General features: G+C 66.3%; 13 protein-coding genes. 6 read left to right on the forward strand and 7 right to left on the reverse strand.

Annotation, left to right across the window (positions count from 1 at the left end; translation table 11 throughout):
• Positions 1-128 precede the first annotated feature (128 nt).
• The gene (locus J2848_RS15725; RefSeq protein WP_149231832.1) at positions 129-1,265 is read right to left on the reverse strand and encodes a hypothetical protein; all 1,137 of its coding nucleotides are present in this window, start codon (positions 1,263-1,265) and stop codon (positions 129-131) included.
• Positions 1,266-1,549: 284 nt separating this feature from the next.
• Here J2848_RS15725 and J2848_RS15730 point away from each other — a divergent pair, with 284 nt between their 5' ends.
• From J2848_RS15730 to J2848_RS15750, 5 genes are all read left to right on the forward strand, one after another.
• The gene (locus tag J2848_RS15730; RefSeq protein WP_149231831.1) at positions 1,550-2,212 is read left to right on the forward strand and encodes a calcium-binding protein; all 663 of its coding nucleotides are present in this window, start codon (positions 1,550-1,552) and stop codon (positions 2,210-2,212) included.
• A 331-nt stretch (positions 2,213-2,543) separates the two neighbouring features.
• On the forward strand, positions 2,544-4,328 hold the full coding sequence (locus tag J2848_RS15735) for a type I secretion system permease/ATPase (protein ID WP_149231830.1): 1,785 nt from the start codon (positions 2,544-2,546) through the stop codon (positions 4,326-4,328).
• Entirely contained in the window at positions 4,325-5,635 is a 1,311-nt protein-coding gene (locus tag J2848_RS15740) for an HlyD family type I secretion periplasmic adaptor subunit (RefSeq protein ID WP_149231829.1), read from the forward strand. Before J2848_RS15735 ends, J2848_RS15740 begins: the two co-directional genes overlap by 4 nt.
• A 593-nt stretch (positions 5,636-6,228) precedes the next feature.
• Positions 6,229-6,753 carry a PAS domain-containing protein gene (locus tag J2848_RS15745; protein ID WP_149231828.1) on the forward strand — a complete coding sequence of 175 codons (525 nt, stop codon included), beginning with the start codon at positions 6,229-6,231 and terminating at the stop codon, positions 6,751-6,753.
• Between the two features lie 712 nt (positions 6,754-7,465).
• Positions 7,466-8,035 carry a methyl-accepting chemotaxis protein gene (locus tag J2848_RS15750; protein WP_246193929.1) on the forward strand — a complete coding sequence of 190 codons (570 nt, stop codon included), beginning with the start codon at positions 7,466-7,468 and terminating at the stop codon, positions 8,033-8,035.
• Between the two features lie 90 nt (positions 8,036-8,125).
• Here J2848_RS15750 and J2848_RS15755 read toward each other — a convergent pair whose 3' ends face one another.
• From J2848_RS15755 to dapA, 6 genes are all read right to left on the reverse strand, one after another.
• Positions 8,126-8,542: a DUF3830 family protein gene (locus J2848_RS15755; protein ID WP_042700347.1), complete on the reverse strand. Its 417-nt coding sequence runs from the start codon at positions 8,540-8,542 to the stop codon at positions 8,126-8,128.
• Between the two features lie 50 nt (positions 8,543-8,592).
• On the reverse strand, positions 8,593-10,017 hold the full coding sequence (gene hydA / locus J2848_RS15760; RefSeq protein ID WP_149231826.1) for a dihydropyrimidinase: 1,425 nt from the start codon (positions 10,015-10,017) through the stop codon (positions 8,593-8,595).
• A 62-nt stretch (positions 10,018-10,079) separates the two neighbouring features.
• A complete protein-coding gene (locus tag J2848_RS15765) occupies positions 10,080-10,769 on the reverse strand; it encodes a GntR family transcriptional regulator (RefSeq protein ID WP_149231825.1) in 690 nt (229 codons plus the stop codon).
• 14 nt (positions 10,770-10,783) lie between these two features.
• Positions 10,784-11,479, reverse strand: coding sequence for an amino acid ABC transporter permease (locus J2848_RS15770; RefSeq protein ID WP_149231824.1), 696 nt, complete (start codon positions 11,477-11,479; stop codon positions 10,784-10,786).
• Positions 11,480-11,573: 94 nt separating this feature from the next.
• Positions 11,574-12,401 (reverse strand): ABC transporter substrate-binding protein, encoded by an 828-nt coding sequence (locus J2848_RS15775; protein ID WP_211103154.1) that lies wholly within the window; start codon positions 12,399-12,401, stop codon positions 11,574-11,576.
• Positions 12,402-12,435: 34 nt separating this feature from the next.
• Positions 12,436-13,329 carry a 4-hydroxy-tetrahydrodipicolinate synthase gene (gene dapA / locus J2848_RS15780; protein WP_149231823.1) on the reverse strand — a complete coding sequence of 298 codons (894 nt, stop codon included), beginning with the start codon at positions 13,327-13,329 and terminating at the stop codon, positions 12,436-12,438.
• A gap of 139 nt (positions 13,330-13,468) precedes the next feature.
• Between dapA and J2848_RS15785 the strand changes: the two genes are divergently transcribed.
• On the forward strand, positions 13,469-16,423 hold the full coding sequence (locus tag J2848_RS15785; protein ID WP_149231822.1) for an FAD-dependent oxidoreductase: 2,955 nt from the start codon (positions 13,469-13,471) through the stop codon (positions 16,421-16,423).
• Position 16,424: the final 1 nt, after the last annotated feature.

Genomic DNA, 16,424 nt, shown 5'->3' on the forward strand with positions numbered 1-16,424 from the left:
ATCGAGAAATTTGGCTCAGGCTCTCATTGCATTCACAGGAAAGACGCGTTCATGCGCCCCGCTCGTCGGCCTGTTCAGTCCGGGAAGACCGGCCGAGAACCTTCCTCAGCCTCGACCACCAATGTCCGTCAGCTCTCGATCTTGACGGATGGAGAGGACGACGCCCCTCCAGCCTTCAAAGTTTCCATCAAAGATGCGATGCCGGCATCTGCCTCTTCGTCAGTGGTGGCGACGAGGATGCCCCCAGCTTTCCTTCCGGCACCATTGCTCTCCAAGGCATCCCGCAGCATCGAGAGAGCCGCTTTGGCCTTGCCCGGATCGGCGATGGTCGTCGGGGTTCCCGCCGATGGCGATGTGGTCACGGAGGATGCCGAATCGGCGGCACCTGCCGGGGCGATGCTTGCGGGGGTGGCGGGTTCGGTCGGATCGGATGGCGCTGCTTGCGAAGCCGTAGAAGAGGATTTGCGACCGATGCCCGGCACATCCACCGTCGCGGCGAAGTCGTCGAAGGCCGAACCGAACATCTCCGGGCCGAAGCCGAGTTGGAACAGCTTGGCGCCCGCCGCCTTTCCCTCCGAAGAGGTCGGGTTGACGAAGCCGTCCTTGTCCGTGCCGACGGCCATGGCGGCATTGAACCCGTTCACATTCTTTGCGAAACCGCCATCATCCCCCAAATTGGCCAAATCGGCGTCGCGGTCCGCTTTGCCGTATTGGGAATCGAGTTCCTGGGCGGAGGCGTCGAAGCCAGCCTGCAGTGGAGCCAGCTGCTCCTGCATTCCGGCCTCGGACAGCAAGCCGGCAGCCTGCTGTTCGTGCAGTTGGTCCCGCGCCGCGCCGAAAGCGGTGCGTGCGGTTTCAAGGCCGCCCAGATAGGTCTGCATCCGGTCGGAGACGGCGTTCGACGCGGCGAGCCGCCGCTTGTCCTCCTCATCCTGGGGACGCTCGGCGACATACCGGTTGAAGGTCGCTTCACTGGCAGCCGAACGTAGCCCCAACGCCACTTCATCTGCGCTGATCTTGCCGGAATTGACAAGTTTTTCCAGGAATCCCTTTGCCTTGCCGTTCAAATGGTTGAAGGCATCGGCGGCAACTCCCGTCAAGGCTTGGCCGAGCTTGCTGACCGAGACCTGATCGGTCTGTCCCTGTTTCAGCGCGCCAAGCACCGCAGCGCCGTCGTTCCCAGGGCCGCTTCCGCTCGACACCGGTTTCCACGTTGCCGTGGCCGCCGACTGAGCGGCCTTGGTGGTTGCCGAGAAAATGTTCATCCCAACCTCCCTGTGGGGCAGGCGCCCTGCTCAAGCGAATGAACGCGCGATGCCGATCATTGGAAGATCATCGCGAAAAGTTAAAAAACATTGAATCCCAACAATTCAGTTGGTTAGATCTCTAACAATTAGCATTCTAATTTTAAAGTTTCGCAAATGAAGCTTTTCACTTTGATGCATATGCATACGCAGATATTTACGGCCCACTTTGGAGTTTGGCATTGACACGTATCAGAATCTCTGGGATTTGCTTATTGTTTTTGATATTTACCGGAGAAAACATCATGACTACCATTTTTGATGACAACGATCCTCATAATCTTGTCGGATCGACCGCCGCGGACGCCATCTATGGAAATGGTGGAAACGACACCATTGACGGAGATTCAGGAAACGACAGCCTTTACGGTGATGACGGTGATGATCTGATCTGGGGTTGGACGAACGACGACTTGCTGAGCGGGGGAAATGGCAACGATACTCTCGTTGGAGAGTATAACAACGACACTCTTTATGGTGGCGCCGGTAACGACATTCTGTATGGCGATTATAATGGCGATGGCGGCCAAGATGTCTTGTATGGGCAAGCCGGCAATGATGTTCTTTACGGAGGACAGATGAATGATTTTTACGGTTTTACTTTCAACTCCGACGGACGGGACGTGATATACGATTCCCAAGGTGAGTATGACACCCTGCGAATTGACGGCGTTTCAAACATTACGCAACTCACGATCAAGTCTGCATCTGTCATTGGCCATAGCTCAAACCACGTCATTATCTATACGGATGTCGACGCCCAAGACGGGAATCTTGATGAACTGGTCGAGGTGCAGAACTTCTATAATGGAAGTGCTTTTGGCGCAGGGCGTATTGAATATCTGAACGTTAACGGAACCAATTACTGGTTCAGCGACTGGATAAATGTTCCGAATGTAACCGCATAAAAAAATCGCATGCTCACCATCGAAGGCCGTTCGGAGGTCATCATTCGCACCGAAATACGTCCGTATTTCCGAGTGTAGCATGCGGCTTGCTTCAGCCTCGGCATTCGTCGGTCTTCGATGGCATGCGCGGTCAAAAATAAGAACTCCCAATCGGAATGATCGATCCGGTTGGAGTCCGATCCAAACGATCGCCGCATCCCAGTCAAGGAAGAGATAGGTCAAAAAGCAACAGAGGGCCACAACTTACCGGAAGGCCAGTCCTATTGTGTTTAATGCCAATATTACGGAACAGCCGGGGCATCCTGGCAACGTAACAAGCGTGGAAGAAGGCATGGGCGATCTCCTGTCCCGTTGCCGGCCCCCCTTGATCTGGGCAACGGGATTCAGCCTGCTGATCAACGTCCTGATGCTGACCTCGTCACTCTACATGATGCAGGTCTACGATCGTGTTCTGCCCTCCGGCAGCCTGCCGACGCTGCTGTTCCTGTCGCTGATCACCGCTGGTGCGCTAGCCCTGCTGGGCGCACTCGATTTCGTGCGGACCCGGCTGCTGGGCACGCTCGGCGACTGGCTGGAGCGCCGCCTCGCCCCGCCGATCCTGGAACGGATGGTCGAGGGAACTCTGCTTGGACGGCGGGAGGGAACCGCCCTGCTGAAGGACATTGGCACGCTGCACAGCGTTCTCGGCAACGGCGCCACCTTCCTGTTCGATGTTCCGTGGGTCCCGGTCTACCTCGCACTGATCTACGCGCTCCACCCCGTGCTGGGGCATCTGGCGGTGACCTCCGCCGCGCTGCTGTTCATCCTGGCGCTGATCAACGACCGGATCACCCGCGCCTGCCTGCGCAATGCCACGGCCGCCAGCAACCGCGCGATCGCCACCGCCGAGGCGGCCTTGCGCAATGCCGAGGTGGTGGACGCCATGCATCTGCTGCCCGGACTTGCCCGCCGCTGGGGCCGCGACCACAGCCATGCCCTGGATGCGCAGGACCGCGCGCATCGCCGCGGCGCGGTATTGCTCAACATCACCAAGTTCGTGCGCCAACTCGTGCAGGTGGCCTTGCTCGGCGCCGGGGCTTGGCTGGTGGTGCGCCACGAGATGGGAGCCGGTTCCATGATGGCCTCCTCGCTGGTGGTCGGGCGTGCCCTGTCTCCGGTCGAGCAGGCCATCGGCGGCTGGCGGCAGGTCAGCGCCGGGCGGGAAGCCTGGCGGCGCCTGTCCGCCGCCTTCAGGCGACCTCGGCGCCGTGTGCCCGGATTGCCGCTGCCGGAGCCGGCAGGGCAGCTCGCCGTGCGCAACGTGGCCTTCCGGATCGGCGACGGGGGATCGGGCGGGGGATCGGGCGGCGCGGCACCGGGACGGACCGTGCTGCACAACATCTCCTTTGACGCCCGGCCGGGAGAAGCCCTGGCAGTCATCGGACCGTCGGCCGCCGGCAAATCCACGCTGGCGCGCCTGCTGGTCGGATTGCACCCGCCGCTTGCCGGGGTGGTGCGGCTCGACGGGGCGGACCTGTTCCAGTGGCGGCGCGACGACGTCGGCCGGCATATCGGCTATCTGCCGCAGGATGTAGAGCTGTTCGCCGGCAGCGTGGCCGAGAACATCGCCCGGATGGGCGAACCCGATCCGCAGGCCGTGGTGGAGGCCGCGACCCTGGCCGACTGCCACGCCATGATCCTGCGTCTGCCGCAGGGCTACGACACCCAGGTCGGCGACGGCGGCGCCTTTTTGTCCGGCGGCCAGCGCCAGCGGGTGGCGCTTGCCCGCGCGCTGTACGGCGCCCCGAAGCTGGTGGTGCTGGACGAGCCGAACGCCAGTCTCGACGCCGAAGGCGAGCAGGCGCTGAACCGCGCGATCACCGCCCTGAAGGAACGCGGGGCCTGCGTGATCGTCATCGGCCACCGCCCCGGCACGCTGGCCCAGGTCGACCGCATCCTGGCCCTGCGCGACGGCCGGGTCGAATCCTTCGGCCCGCGCGCCGAGGTTCTGGAAGCCTTGAAACGCCGGACGATGCATCCGGTGGCGGCCCAATCGGCGCTTCCTAAAGGTGCAGGCGACCGTCCTGGACCTCCGGCGGCACCGGCACCGAAACTGCACAGCGTGGAGCCGGAATGACCTGTGATCCATTGGCGCACCCGCCGGTCGGGCGCCTCGTCGCCGCAGGGCTGGGGCTCGCGCTGGCGGGCTTCGGCGGCTTCTGCGCCTGGGCAGCCCTTACGCCGCTGGCCAGCGCCGCGGTCGCTTCGGGAACGATCACTGCCGACAGCAACCGCAAGGCCGTGCAGCATCTGGACGGTGGCATCATCACGGCAATCCTGGTGCGGGACGGCGACCGGGTCACCGCCGGACAACCCCTGATCCGCTTCGACGATCTGGAGGCCCGGTCCACCGTGACGCTGCTGGATGGGCAACTCTGCTCCCTGCTGGCTCAGGAGGCCCGCCTGCTGGCCGAACGCGACGGTGCCCTGTTCCTTGCGCCAATCCCGCCCTTGGCGCAACGCCTTGCCGCCGGCGATCCGGCGGTGGCGGAAATCGTCGCCGGACAGGAGCGCATATTCACCAGCCGCCAAGCCAGCCTGGAGGGGCGCATCCTGGTGACCCGGCAGCGCATCGCGCAGCTGGAGGCGCAGATCGCCGGGTTGGAGGAACAGCGCAAGGCCGGGGTCAGGCAGCTGGCCCTGATCCGGGAAGAGACCGACGCCGTCGCCGACATGGTCGGCAAGGGGCTGGAGCGCAAGCCGCGCCTGCTCGCCCTGATGCGGCAGGCGGTCGAGCTGGAAGGCGGACAGGGCGACCTCGCGAACCGGATCGCCCAGGCGCGCGAAGGCATCGCCCAGGCCGAACAGGAGATCCTCACCCTGCGCGACGACCGGCAGAGCGAGGTGGCGGCGGATTTGCGCGATGTGCAGATCCGCCGTGCCGAGACGGAGGAAAAGCTGTCGGCCGCCCGCATCCGCCTGGAGCGGCGCGACCTGCTGGCACCGGAAGCCGGCACGGTGATGGCCTTGCGCCGCTTCGCCTCCGGAGCCGTCGTGGCGCCGGGGGAGACGGTGCTGGAACTGGTGCCTCTGGATGACCGTCTGGTGGTCGAAGCCCGTGTCAGCCTGACGGACATCGACGTGGTCCATGCCGGCCTGCCGGCCAAGGTGGTGTTGAGCGCGTTCAAGAGCCGGACGACACCACAGCTGGACGGCACGGTGTTCCGCGTCTCTGCCGACGCGGTGACGGACGAGCGGACCGGACAGCCCTATTACCAGGCCCGCGTCGCCGTCGATGCCGGCCAGCTCGACCGTCTCCCGGACATCCATCTTCTGCCGGGGATGCCGGTCGAAACGCTGATCGTCACCGGCGAACGCACCCTGCTGCACTACCTCGTGCAGCCCATCGAGGACGGCTTCCGGAAAGCGTTCCGCGAGGAATAGGGAGCAGCAGGCTGGTCTTCCGCTATGCGCTCTCCGCCTTCCATAGAGTCTGTCTGGTGCTTATTGGAGCACCAGACCTTGTTACATGGAGTGGTCAAAGGCCGGCCGGTCGTTGACCTCCTGCGCGACCGCCTGTTTCCTCTTGGCGCGCCCTTCTTATACCAACGGCTCTTGATCCTGCCTTGTCAGGATCAAAAGCTTCGGCGACATGACCGGGGAATGCAGGATCCCATGCCGGAACCGGCTCCCCCTGCGCGACACGCTCGCCATTGCGCGGAGCACCGCACGTCCATGACTTGGATCAAATATTGACCAATTATCACAGCCGGATTTGAAGGAAGTTCCGCCCCGCTGGAAGGGAGATGGGTTTTTGGAAATATGAAATAACCAAACGGAAATACTGGCTTCAGAAACGAAACATGGGAACATTACGGTTCAGTCAGGATTGAAGCACTTGGTTAAGAAAATATTACTTTCCTATTGCGAATTTTCTTATGGAAACCCGATTGGTTCCTATTAAAAATCGATATGGCTTTTGATTGGATCGGCTTGCCGATTGGACGCAAACAAGGTGGTTCTTGGGGGAGGGGCGCATGGTTCGTCCAGTGATCACGCCAAGCGGCGTTGAGAGTCCATTTGGCGAAAATGAAATCATCGTCAGCAAGACGGATCTGAAAGGCCGAATCACTTACGTCAATGATGTGTTCCTCCGGGTGTCGCGGTATGATTTCAAAGAAATCGTCGGAGCCCCGCACAACATTATCCGGCATCCGGACATGCCGGGCTGTGTGTTCAAGCTGATGTGGGACACCATCCAGAACGGCGGCGAGATGTTTGCCTATGTTCTCAATCTGGCCAGCAACGGCGATCATTATTGGGTGTTCGCCCATGTGACACCAAGCCGGGACGTGGATGGCAGGATGATCGGCTTCCACTCCAACCGACGCAAACCCACGCCCGAGCAGGTTGCCCGCATCGCGCCGTTGTACCGGATGCTGCGGGAGCAGGAGGAGCGGTGGCCAAATCGCAAGGATGGGATGGCGCAAGCCCATGCGACGCTGATGGCAACCCTGAGCGAGCGGGGACTCAATTATGAACAATTCGCCTTCTCCATCTAAAATCCAGTGCCTGCTGCTCGGCGCCCTGATGGTGATGTCCGTGCAGGCCCTGCTGTCCGCCGTTGGAGAGGGGGCATCCCTGACGACGGTCGGTTTCCCGCTGCTTGCCGGATCCCTTACGGCGGTGGCGGCAATGATGGTCGGACGCACCGACCGTGCTCTTCTCCGGATGACGGCGGTGTGCATCAAAGCATCGCAGGGCGACCTGGAATCAAGGGCCCTCGGCGCGCCGGACTCCGGTGCGGTCGGCCTGCTGCACCGGAACCTCAATGCCCTGCTTGATGTCACGGATGCCTTCGTGCGTGAGGCAAGCGGCTCGATGGTGGCGGTGAGCCAGGGCCGCTATCATCGCAAGGTCCTGCTGCGCGGGCTGCCCGGAGCATTCCGGGGCGCTGCGGTGGACATCAACCGGGCCGGCGACCTGATGGAGGCGCAGGACCGGGAACTGAAAGCGAGTGCCGACCGCTTCGAGAACGGCGTCGGCCTGGTGGTGACCAACGTCACCCGGGCGAGCCAGAAGATGCGCCAGGACGCCGAGCAGATGTCGGGCATGGCGACGGAGGCCAGTCATCGGGCGGGACACATCGCGGCGGCGACCGAACAGACCTCCGCCAATGTGCAGACCGTGGCGACGGCAACCGAGGAGCTGGCCGCGTCCGTGGCCGAGATCAGCCGGCAGGTGGCGCTGGCCTCCGGCATCTCCGAGGCGGCCATGCAGCGCGCGGAGCATACGAATGTGGTCATCCAGGACCTTACCAAGGTCACGCGCCAGGTTGGCGACATCGTTCAGCTGATCAATGCCATTGCCTCGCAGACCAACCTGCTGGCCTTGAATGCCACGATCGAAGCCGCCCGCGCCGGTGAGCACGGCAAGGGCTTCGCCGTGGTTGCCGCCGAGGTCAAGGCGCTGGCCCGCCAGACCTCCGAGGCGACCGGGGAGGTCAGTGGCAAGCTCGACGCCATCGGCTTCGCGACCGCGCAGACGGTCTCGGCCATGCAGGACATCAGCCGCACGGTCGGCGAGATGAGCGGGGTCGCCCAGACCATCGCGTCGGCCATCGAGGAGCAGCGCGCCGCCACCGAGGAGATCGCCCGCAACATCCAGCAGGCCGCGGTCGGCACGCAGGAAATCGCCACCAGCGTTGTCGGCATGAGAAACGCAGCCGTCGACACGGGAACGGCCGCCCATCAGGTCTTGGCCGGCGCCTCCGGCCTGTCCGATGAAGCCGACCGTCTGCGGCAGAATGTCGACGACTTTCTGCTCAAGGCGCGTGCGATGTGACCGGCCCAGCCGAGCCGACCAGCGCCGACGCGACCTCAAGGTCGGCGCTGCTGCGGGAGAAGGTCGTGTGATCCGGAACCGGCTTCGCCATCAGCGGGCCAGTTCGAAGCGGATCGGCTGCGCCCCCTGCCACAGGGTGCGCTTGCCGAGTTCCGCCAGATTTTCGAGCCCGTCGGTGATGGTGATGAAGTGGTTGCCGGCGAGCTGGCCCATCTTGCTGGAGAACTGGACGCCGCCATAGGCCAGCAGGATCTCGGTCTCGCTGATGCCGCCGGGATAGAGGATGATCTGGCCCGGCGCCGGATGGCTGGTGTGGTTCTCGTAGCCGAGGCCGAAATCGGTGTCGCCCAGCGGGATCCACACGCCTTCGCCGCTCCAGCGGACATGGACGATCTGCCCCTCGTAAGGCAGCAGGCTGCGGAATTTGGCGCAGGTCTTCGGCGCGGCGGCCGTCTCGAAACGGGCGCCGAAGGTGAAGGGGCCGGCGGTGATGGTCAGGGCGTCCATGCTTGGGTGCTCCTCACATGTTGTGGTGATCGGGTGGGGTGACTGTCTCTTCAGGCGGCGCCGACCTTCGGCCGTGCCAGATCCGGCGTGTCGCAGCGCAGGAAGGCGCCGCGGCCGGGCTGGGCCATGCAGGCGCCGCCTTCCACCACCACCTCGCCGCGCGACAGCACGGTCTCCGGCCAGCCGGTCACCTCCAGCCCCTCGTAGGGGGTGTAGTCGACATTGTGGTGGAGCATGGCGTTGGTGATGGTCACCTTGCGGTCGGGATCGTAGATCACGATGTCGGCGTCGGCGCCGATGGCGAGGCTGCCCTTGCGCGGATGCAGGCCGTACATCTTGGCCGGGTTGGTCGAGGACAGCTCGACGAAGCGCTGCAGGCTGATGCGGCCCTTCTTCACCCCTTCGGAGAACAGGATCGGCAGCCGCGTCTCGATGCCCGGAACGCCGTTGGGGATCCAGTTGAAGGGTGTGTTCGCGCCGTGCAGCATCTTGCCCTTGGGGTCCTGGTAGCGGAACGGGGCATGGTCGGACGACACGATGTGGAAGGTGCCGCCGGCCAGTGCGTCCCAGACCGCCGCCTGGTTGGCCTTGTCGCGCGGCGGCGGAGAGCAGATGCACTTGGCCCCCTCCATGCCGTGGCCGTGCAGGTCATGCTCGGTCAGCACCATGTATTGCGGGCAGGTCTCGGCGTAGATGCGCATGCCGCGGCCCTGCGCCCAGTGGATCTGCTCGATGGCCTCGCGGCCCGAGACATGGACGATCAGGATCGGCACGTCGGCCAGCTCGGCCATGGCGATGGCGCGGTGGGTCGCCTCGCGCTCCACCAGCATCGGCCGGGAATCGGCATGGTAGCGCGGCGCGGTGTGGCCGGCGGCGAGCAGCCTGTCGGTCAGCCAGCCGATGAAGTCGGCATTCTCGGCATGGATCATCGCCATGGCGCCGTCGCGCCGGGCGACGCCGAGCAGCTCCAGCACCTGCCGGTCGTTCAGCTTCATGTCGTCGTAGGTCATGTAGATCTTGAACGACGTGTAGCCGTCCTGGATCAGCGCCGGCAGATCCTGGCCGAGGAGCTGGTCGGTCGGATCGCTGACGATAAGGTGGAAGGCGTAGTCGATCACCGCCTTGCCGTCGGCGCGGCGGTGGTAGTCGGTCACCGCGTCGCGCAGCGACTGGCCCTTGAACTGGCAGGCGAAGGGGATGACCGTCGTGGTGCCGCCGCAGGCCGCCGAGCGGGTGCCGGTCTCGAAATCGTCGGCCGATTGCGAGCCGTCGCTGGTCGGCTGGTCGAGGTGGCAATGGCCGTCGACGCCGCCGGGCAGCACCAGCTTGCCGGTCGCGTCGATCTCGCGGGTGCCCGGCCCCAGACCGGCCCCGATGGCGGCGATGCGTCCGCGGATCACGCCGAGGTCGGCGGCGAACACGTCGGACGCGGTGGCCAGCGTACCATGGCGGATTACGGTATCGAACTGCGGCATGGAACTCTCCCTGGGTCCCGAAGGACGGGTTTTGCGGTTGCCGAGATCACGGAAAACTGAAATTACAGGAAATAGCCGGCCGGATTGGCTTCGGCGGCGATGGCGCGGCGGGCGTCGTCCTGGAGGTTGCGCAGATGCGCCAGCATGGCGGCCTTGGCGGCAGCGGCGTCGCGCCGCTCCACCGCATCCAGCACCGCCCGGTGCTCCGCGTCGATCTCGCTCTTGCGGTGGAAGGCGCTGGAGATGCGGAACAGGCGGGCGACCACCCGCATGCGCGTAATGGTCTCGGCCAGCGTCGCGTTCCCGCTGACGCGGGCGAAGAAGCTGTGAAAATGGTTGTCGTAGAGCCAATGCTGCATGTCGTCCTCGCCGCCCTCCAGCGCGTCGAGCCCGCGCCGCAGTTCGGCAAGATCGGCATCGCCGACCAGCGGCACCGCGGTTTCGATGGCGTGGCACTCCAGCAGCTCGCGCATCTGCATGCATTCGAAGAACTCGCGGGCCGAGACGACGCGGACGCGGTAGCTGCGCTCGCTGGTGCGCTCCAGCAGCCCCTCGCCGACCAGCCGGACCAGCGCCTCGCGCATCGGCGTGCGCGACACGTTCAGCCGCTCGGCCAGCCTCCCCTCCGGCACCTCGGCGCCGCCGGGAATCTGGCGGCTGAGGATCAGCTCGCGCAGGTGCGCGAAGGCCCGGTCGCCGAGGTTGGCGGTCCGGGAGGATGGCGGGAGGGCCGGGGAGAGGGGAGAACTCATGGCCGAACGCCTTTTCACTGGCCGTCGACGATGGCGATGTTGCGGTAGGCGCGGCCGAAATGGCGCTCGATGCGGCGCTGGACGATGTCCCACAGCGAAGTCATCAGCAGATAATAGAGGGCGGCGACCGTGAACAGCTCCAGCACCATGAAGCGTTCCTGGATGAGCAGCTGGGTGCTGCGCAGCAGCTCCTCCATCGAGATGACGGAGGTCACCGAGGTCGTCTTCAGCAGCCCGTTCACGCTGTTGCCCAGCGCCGGGATGATGATGCGCGTCGCCTGCGGCAGCACGATGTAGACCATCACCTGGGCCGAATTCAGGCCGAGCGCGCGGCCGGCGTTGCTCTGCCCGGCGGCGACGCCGAGGATGCCGCCGCGGATGATCTCGGCCAGATAGGCGGCCTCGTTGAGGATCAGGCCGATCAGTGCCGATTCCGTGACCGACAGCTTGATGCCGATCTGCGGCAGGCCGGTGTAGATGATGATGAGCTGGACCAGCAGCGGCGTGCCGCGGAACACCCAGATATAGGCCTGCGCCACCCGCGCGACCCAGCGGTAGGGCGACAGCCGCAGCAGCGCCAGCAGGCAGCCGACCACGAGGCCGCCGGCGATGCCCGCCAGGGTCAGCCACAGGGTGGTGATTGCTCCGCTGAACAGGTACCCGTTGAACAGGTACTCGAAGAAACCGTCCCAGTTCCAGCCGCTGGTCATTCCGTCACCTTTTCACTCTTGTCCGATGCGCGGGCGGCGGCGGGGAGAGGTCCCTTCCGCCGCCGCCCGCGTTCCCCCTCCCTTGGCCCGCGTCTCACATGCCGGGGCCGTTGACCTTGAAGGCACCGTCGTTGGGCAGCAGGCCGTACTCATCCATCAGCTTTTTGTACGAACCGTCCTTCTGCATGTCGTTGAGGACGCCGACCACGGCCTCGCTCAGCGCCTTGCTCTTCATCGCCAGGGCGACCGGGGTCGGGAACAGGCCGTGCAGGGCGCGGTCGAAATCGCCGCGCTTGGCGTATTCGGCCGCCGTCGGGTCGATGGCCACCGACGCCTCGGTCTGACCGGCGCGCAGCGCCTGATAGGCGGTGGCGAAATTGTCGAAGGTCTTGATCTCGATCGGCTTCAGCCCCTTGGCGGTCACCATCTTGTCGAGTTCGCGCAGCTTGCGCTCCTCGAAGCCGCCCAGCTCGACGCCGACCGGACGGCCCGACAGATCCTCCGGCTTGGTGATCTTCAGCGGGTTGCCCTTGGCCACCGAGATGCTGACCGCCTGCGATTCATAGTTGATCATCGGCATCATCTTGGCCCGCTCCTCGGTCCAGAAGATGCCGGTGTTGATCAGGTCCCAGCGGCCGGCCTGGAGGCCGGGGATCATCGCCGAGAACTCGATGCGGACATATTCCGGGGTCAGGCACAGGCGCTTGGCGATCTCGTTGCCCAGCGTGATGCGCATGCCCTTCAGCTGGCCGTTCGAATCAACGAACTGCATCGGCGGCAGGGTCGGGTTGGTCGACATCACCAGCGTGCCGGGCTTGACCAGCTCGGAATCGGCGACCGCCGGCTTGCAGGCGGTCTGTGCAGCAGCAGGAAGAACGAACAGGGTCAGGCCGGCGGCGATCAGCAGCGTGCGAATGGTCATCGTGGTCCCCTTCTTTCGTGTTCGGGCGAAATGATCAGGCGAGGGAATCGATCAGGCCGTAGGCCGCCAGATCGGCGCGCAGGGCCTCGGCATCGGCCTCCGGCAGCGGCAGGCGCGGCGCGCGGGGGGCGCCGACCGGCAGGCCCATCATGCCCAGCCCGGTCTTCGAGGCGGCGACGTAGCGGTGGCCGCCGACCCAGCGGACGATGGGCAGCATCTTCCTGTAGAGCGCCAGCGCCTGGTACTTGTCGCCATGGTCGGCCACCAGCTCGAACAGCCGGGCGGAATCGCGCGGGATCAGGTTGGAGCAGACGGCGACCCAGCCCTGGGCACCGAGCCAGAAGGATTCGTAGCCGAGGATGCCGGCGAACACCGTCATGCGGTCGCCGCACAGTTCGATGATGTCGCGGACCCGCGTCACCTCCAGCGTCGATTCCTTGATGTAGAGGACATTGTCGATCTCGCTGAGCCGCGCGACGATCGGCGGGGTGAGGTCGACATTGGCGGTCGCCGGGTTGTTGTAGATCATCACCGGCAGCGAGATCGCCTCGCCGATGCGGCGGTAATGCTCGAACAGCTCGTCGGGCGTGGGCGAGCTGTAATAGGGCGGGATCACCATCACCCCGTCGGCGCCCATGCTTTCCGCCTCCTTGGCGAGAGCGACGGCGTCGCGCGTCCATTCGGCGCCGGTGCCGATCAGCACGGGCACGCGGCCCGCCGCCTCGGTCACGCAGATCTCGATGACCTGGGCCCGCTCCTCCGCGGTCATCGACAGGAACTCGCCGGTGCTGCCGAGCGGGATCAGCCCGTGGATGCCCTGCTCGATCTGCCAGTTCACCAGCGTCTTCAAGGCCGGAACATCCACCGCGCCGCCATCGGCGGTGAAGGGGGTGATGAGGACCGTGTAGGTGCCGCGCAATGCCGTCATGGGTTCCCCCAAACTCCTGCCTAATTTTTAACCTTGCCTAAATACTACTCGTATACTATCTGTATACAGGAATCCAGCGCAATTTGACGCACCCTCGAAAAGCCGCTTTCCACCGCAATCCGGACACAGCCGACCGCCCATGCGCCTCGAACATCCAAGCGTCCGCCGCAATGGCGCTCCCATCGAGATCACCTATGACGGCGAGCGGATTCCCGCGCTGGCGGGGGAGACGGTGGCGGCGGCCCTGGCGGCGCACGGTGTCGCCGCCTACCGCCACAGCCGCGACGGCGGCCGGCGCGGCCTCTATTGCGGCATGGGCGCCTGCTTCGAATGTCTGGTGACGGTGGACGGCAAGGCGAGCCAGCGCGCCTGCCTGACCAAGGTGGCCGACGGCCAGACCATCCGCTCGCAGCCGCCGGCCGGCACGCCGGAGGATCCGCTGGCCCCGCTGGTGCCGCCGCCGGAGGGCGGGGCGCCGGAGGAGCGGGTGGTCGATGTGCTGGTGATCGGCGCTGGTCCTGCCGGTCTGGCGGCGGCGGAAGCGGCGGCGCGGCGTGGCGCCGGGGTGGTGGTGCTGGATGAGCGGCCGCAGAGCGGCGGGCAGTATTTCAAGCCGCTCGCCCCCTCGCACCGATCCGATCGGCCGACCGACCGCCAGTTCCGCGCCGGCCTCGCCCAGCTCGACGCGGCGAAGGCGGCCGGCGTCACCATCGATCAGGAGGCGACGGTGTGGGGCGCCCATGCCCCTGACGAGGTCGTCGCCGTCGTCGCCGGGCGCGAGATCGTTTACCGGCCGCGCCGGCTGGTGATCGCCGGCGGCGCCTATGAGCGGCCGTCCCCCTTCGACGGCTGGACGCTGCCCGGCGTGATGACCACCGGGGCCGGCCAGACCCTGGCGCGCGCCTATCGCGTGGCGCCCGGCCGCCGGGTGCTGGTCGCCGGCAACGGCCCGCTCAACCTGCAACTGGCCTGCGAACTGGTGGAGGGCGGGGTCGAGGTGGCTGCCGTGCTGGAGAGCGCGCCGCGTCCGTCGCCCGCCCAATGGCGGCAGATGCTGACGGCACTGCGCGCCGCTCCCGGCCTGATCGGCGACGGCGCCCGCTATCTGCTGAGGCTGCGGCGCGCCGGGGTGCCGGTGCTGTGGGGGCACGGCATCGTTGCAGCGGAAGGGGAGGGCCGGCTGGAGCGGGTGCGCTACGCTCCGCTCGCTGCCGATGGCGCTCCCCGGCTGGATGAAGCCGTCACCGCTGCGGCCGATGCGCTGTGCCTGGGCTACGGCTTCATTCCTTCGACCGAGATCGCCCGCGCGCTCGGCTGCGCCCACCGGTTGGCCGACCGCCATCTCGGCTATCTCGCCACCGAGATCGCGGTGGATGGCGCCACCAGCGTGCCGGGGGTGTTCGCCGTCGGCGACGGCGTCGATCTCGGCGGGTCGAAGGTGGCGCAGGCGCGCGGACGCCTCGCCGGCATCGCCGCCACCACCCAGCTCGGCCTGAGCGACAGCGACCCGGAGGAGGGCCGGCGGGCGCTGGCCGACCTGCGGCGGGCCGAGGGGTTCCAGGCGGCGCTGTGGTCGATCTACCGGGCGCCGCCGCCACGGCTGGACATTGTGCCCGACGAGGCGATGCTGTGCCGCTGCGAGGAGGTCACCTTCGGCCGGGTCCGGGCCGAGATCGCCGCCGGCCATGACAGCCTCGCGGCGCTGAAGCGCAACACCCGGCTCGGCATGGGGCGCTGCCAGGGCCGCTATTGCGCCGCGACCGCCGCCCTGCTGCTGGAGCAGACGACCGGACGGCCGCGGTCACCCGACCAGTATCTGGCGCCGCGCCTGCCGGCCAAGCCGACGCCGGCCGGGGCCTTCGCCTTCGAGAAGCCGGAATGGGGCGGCCACCAGCGCGCCATCACGCCGAACCTTGCCCGCCCGCTGGAGGACGGCCCGCTGCCCGACCAGGAGGCCGAGATCCTGATCGTCGGCGGCGGCGTGGTCGGCTCCTGCCTCGCCTATTACCTGACCCAGGCCGGCCGCGACGTGCTGGTGGTCGAGCGTGGCGACACCAACCTCCAGGCATCGGGCGCCAATGCCGGCAGCCTGCATGTCCAGCTGCTGTCCTTCGATTTCGGCGTCAAGGCCGAGGCGGGCGGCGGGCCGGCGGCGGCGACGCTGACGCTCGGCCCGCGCTCCATCGCGCTGTGGCGGGAGCTGGAAAAGGCTTGCGGCGCCGACTTCGAACTGGCGGTCACCGGCGGGCTGATGGTGGCGGACAGCCCGGCCGGCATGGAGTTCCTGCGCGCCAAGGCGGCGCTGGAGCGGCGCTACGGCGTCGAGAACGCCATCATCGACGCCGCCGAGCTGCGCCGCCTCGCCCCCGCCTTGTCGGACGGGCTGATCGGCGCCGAATACGCCCCGCAGGAGGGCAAGATCAACCCGCTGCGCGCGACCTACGCCGTGCTGGAGCAGGCCCGCCGTCAGGGTGCCCGCTTCCTGCGCGGGGTCAACGTCACCGGCATCGCCGCCGCTCCGGCGGTCGAGGGCGGCGGCTGGCGGGTCGAGACCTCGCGCTGCCGCATCCGGGCCAGGCAGATCATCAACGCCAGCGGCCCCTGGGCGCGCGAGACCGGTCGGCTGGTCGGCATCGACGTGCCGGTCCACAGCGCGCCTTTGCAGATGATCGTCACCGAGCCGGCGCCCAAGCTGGTCAGCCAGCTCGTCGCCCATGCCGACCGCCATCTCAGCCTGAAGCAGGCGGTCACCGGCGGGCTGATCATCGGCGGCGCCTGGACCGCCGTCTTCGACCCGGCGCGCCGCTTCAACACGGTGTCGCGCTCCAGCATCGAGGGCAATCTGTGGGTCGCCCGCCATGTGCTGCCGCAGATCGCCGGGCTGCATGTGGTCCGCGCCTGGGCGGCGATGAACATCAACATCGACGGCGCGCCGATCCTCGGCCCGGTGCCGGGGTTGCCGGGATTCTTCAACACGGTGACGTCCAACGGCTTCACCCTGGCGCCGGTCGTCGCCCGCATGACCGCCGACCTGCTGCTCGACGGCCGCACCGACATCGACCCGACCCCCTTCCTGATCGACCGGTTCGGCTGAG

Source organism: Azospirillum lipoferum (assembly GCF_024170005.1).
Lineage (GTDB): Bacteria > Pseudomonadota > Alphaproteobacteria > Azospirillales > Azospirillaceae > Azospirillum > Azospirillum lipoferum.

What these genes read in the sequence shown, in the direction of transcription:
- J2848_RS15740 (WP_149231829.1), top strand. Translation starts at nt 4,325, where the DNA reads ATGACCTGTGATCCATTGGCGCACCCGCCGGTCGGGCGCCTCGTCGCC.
- J2848_RS15755 (WP_042700347.1), bottom strand. Translation starts at nt 8,542, where the DNA reads ATGGACGCCCTGACCATCACCGCCGGCCCCTTCACCTTCGGCGCCCGT.
- dapA (WP_149231823.1), bottom strand. Translation starts at nt 13,329, where the DNA reads ATGACGGCATTGCGCGGCACCTACACGGTCCTCATCACCCCCTTCACC.
- J2848_RS15745 (WP_149231828.1), top strand. Translation starts at nt 6,229, where the DNA reads ATGGTTCGTCCAGTGATCACGCCAAGCGGCGTTGAGAGTCCATTTGGC.
- J2848_RS15775 (WP_211103154.1), bottom strand. Translation starts at nt 12,401, where the DNA reads ATGACCATTCGCACGCTGCTGATCGCCGCCGGCCTGACCCTGTTCGTT.
- hydA (WP_149231826.1), bottom strand. Translation starts at nt 10,017, where the DNA reads ATGCCGCAGTTCGATACCGTAATCCGCCATGGTACGCTGGCCACCGCG.
- J2848_RS15725 (WP_149231832.1), bottom strand. Translation starts at nt 1,265, where the DNA reads ATGAACATTTTCTCGGCAACCACCAAGGCCGCTCAGTCGGCGGCCACG.
- J2848_RS15735 (WP_149231830.1), top strand. Translation starts at nt 2,544, where the DNA reads ATGGGCGATCTCCTGTCCCGTTGCCGGCCCCCCTTGATCTGGGCAACG.
- J2848_RS15785 (WP_149231822.1), top strand. Translation starts at nt 13,469, where the DNA reads ATGCGCCTCGAACATCCAAGCGTCCGCCGCAATGGCGCTCCCATCGAG.
- J2848_RS15730 (WP_149231831.1), top strand. Translation starts at nt 1,550, where the DNA reads ATGACTACCATTTTTGATGACAACGATCCTCATAATCTTGTCGGATCG.
- J2848_RS15750 (WP_246193929.1), top strand. Translation starts at nt 7,466, where the DNA reads ATGCAGCGCGCGGAGCATACGAATGTGGTCATCCAGGACCTTACCAAG.
- J2848_RS15770 (WP_149231824.1), bottom strand. Translation starts at nt 11,479, where the DNA reads ATGACCAGCGGCTGGAACTGGGACGGTTTCTTCGAGTACCTGTTCAAC.
- J2848_RS15765 (WP_149231825.1), bottom strand. Translation starts at nt 10,769, where the DNA reads ATGAGTTCTCCCCTCTCCCCGGCCCTCCCGCCATCCTCCCGGACCGCC.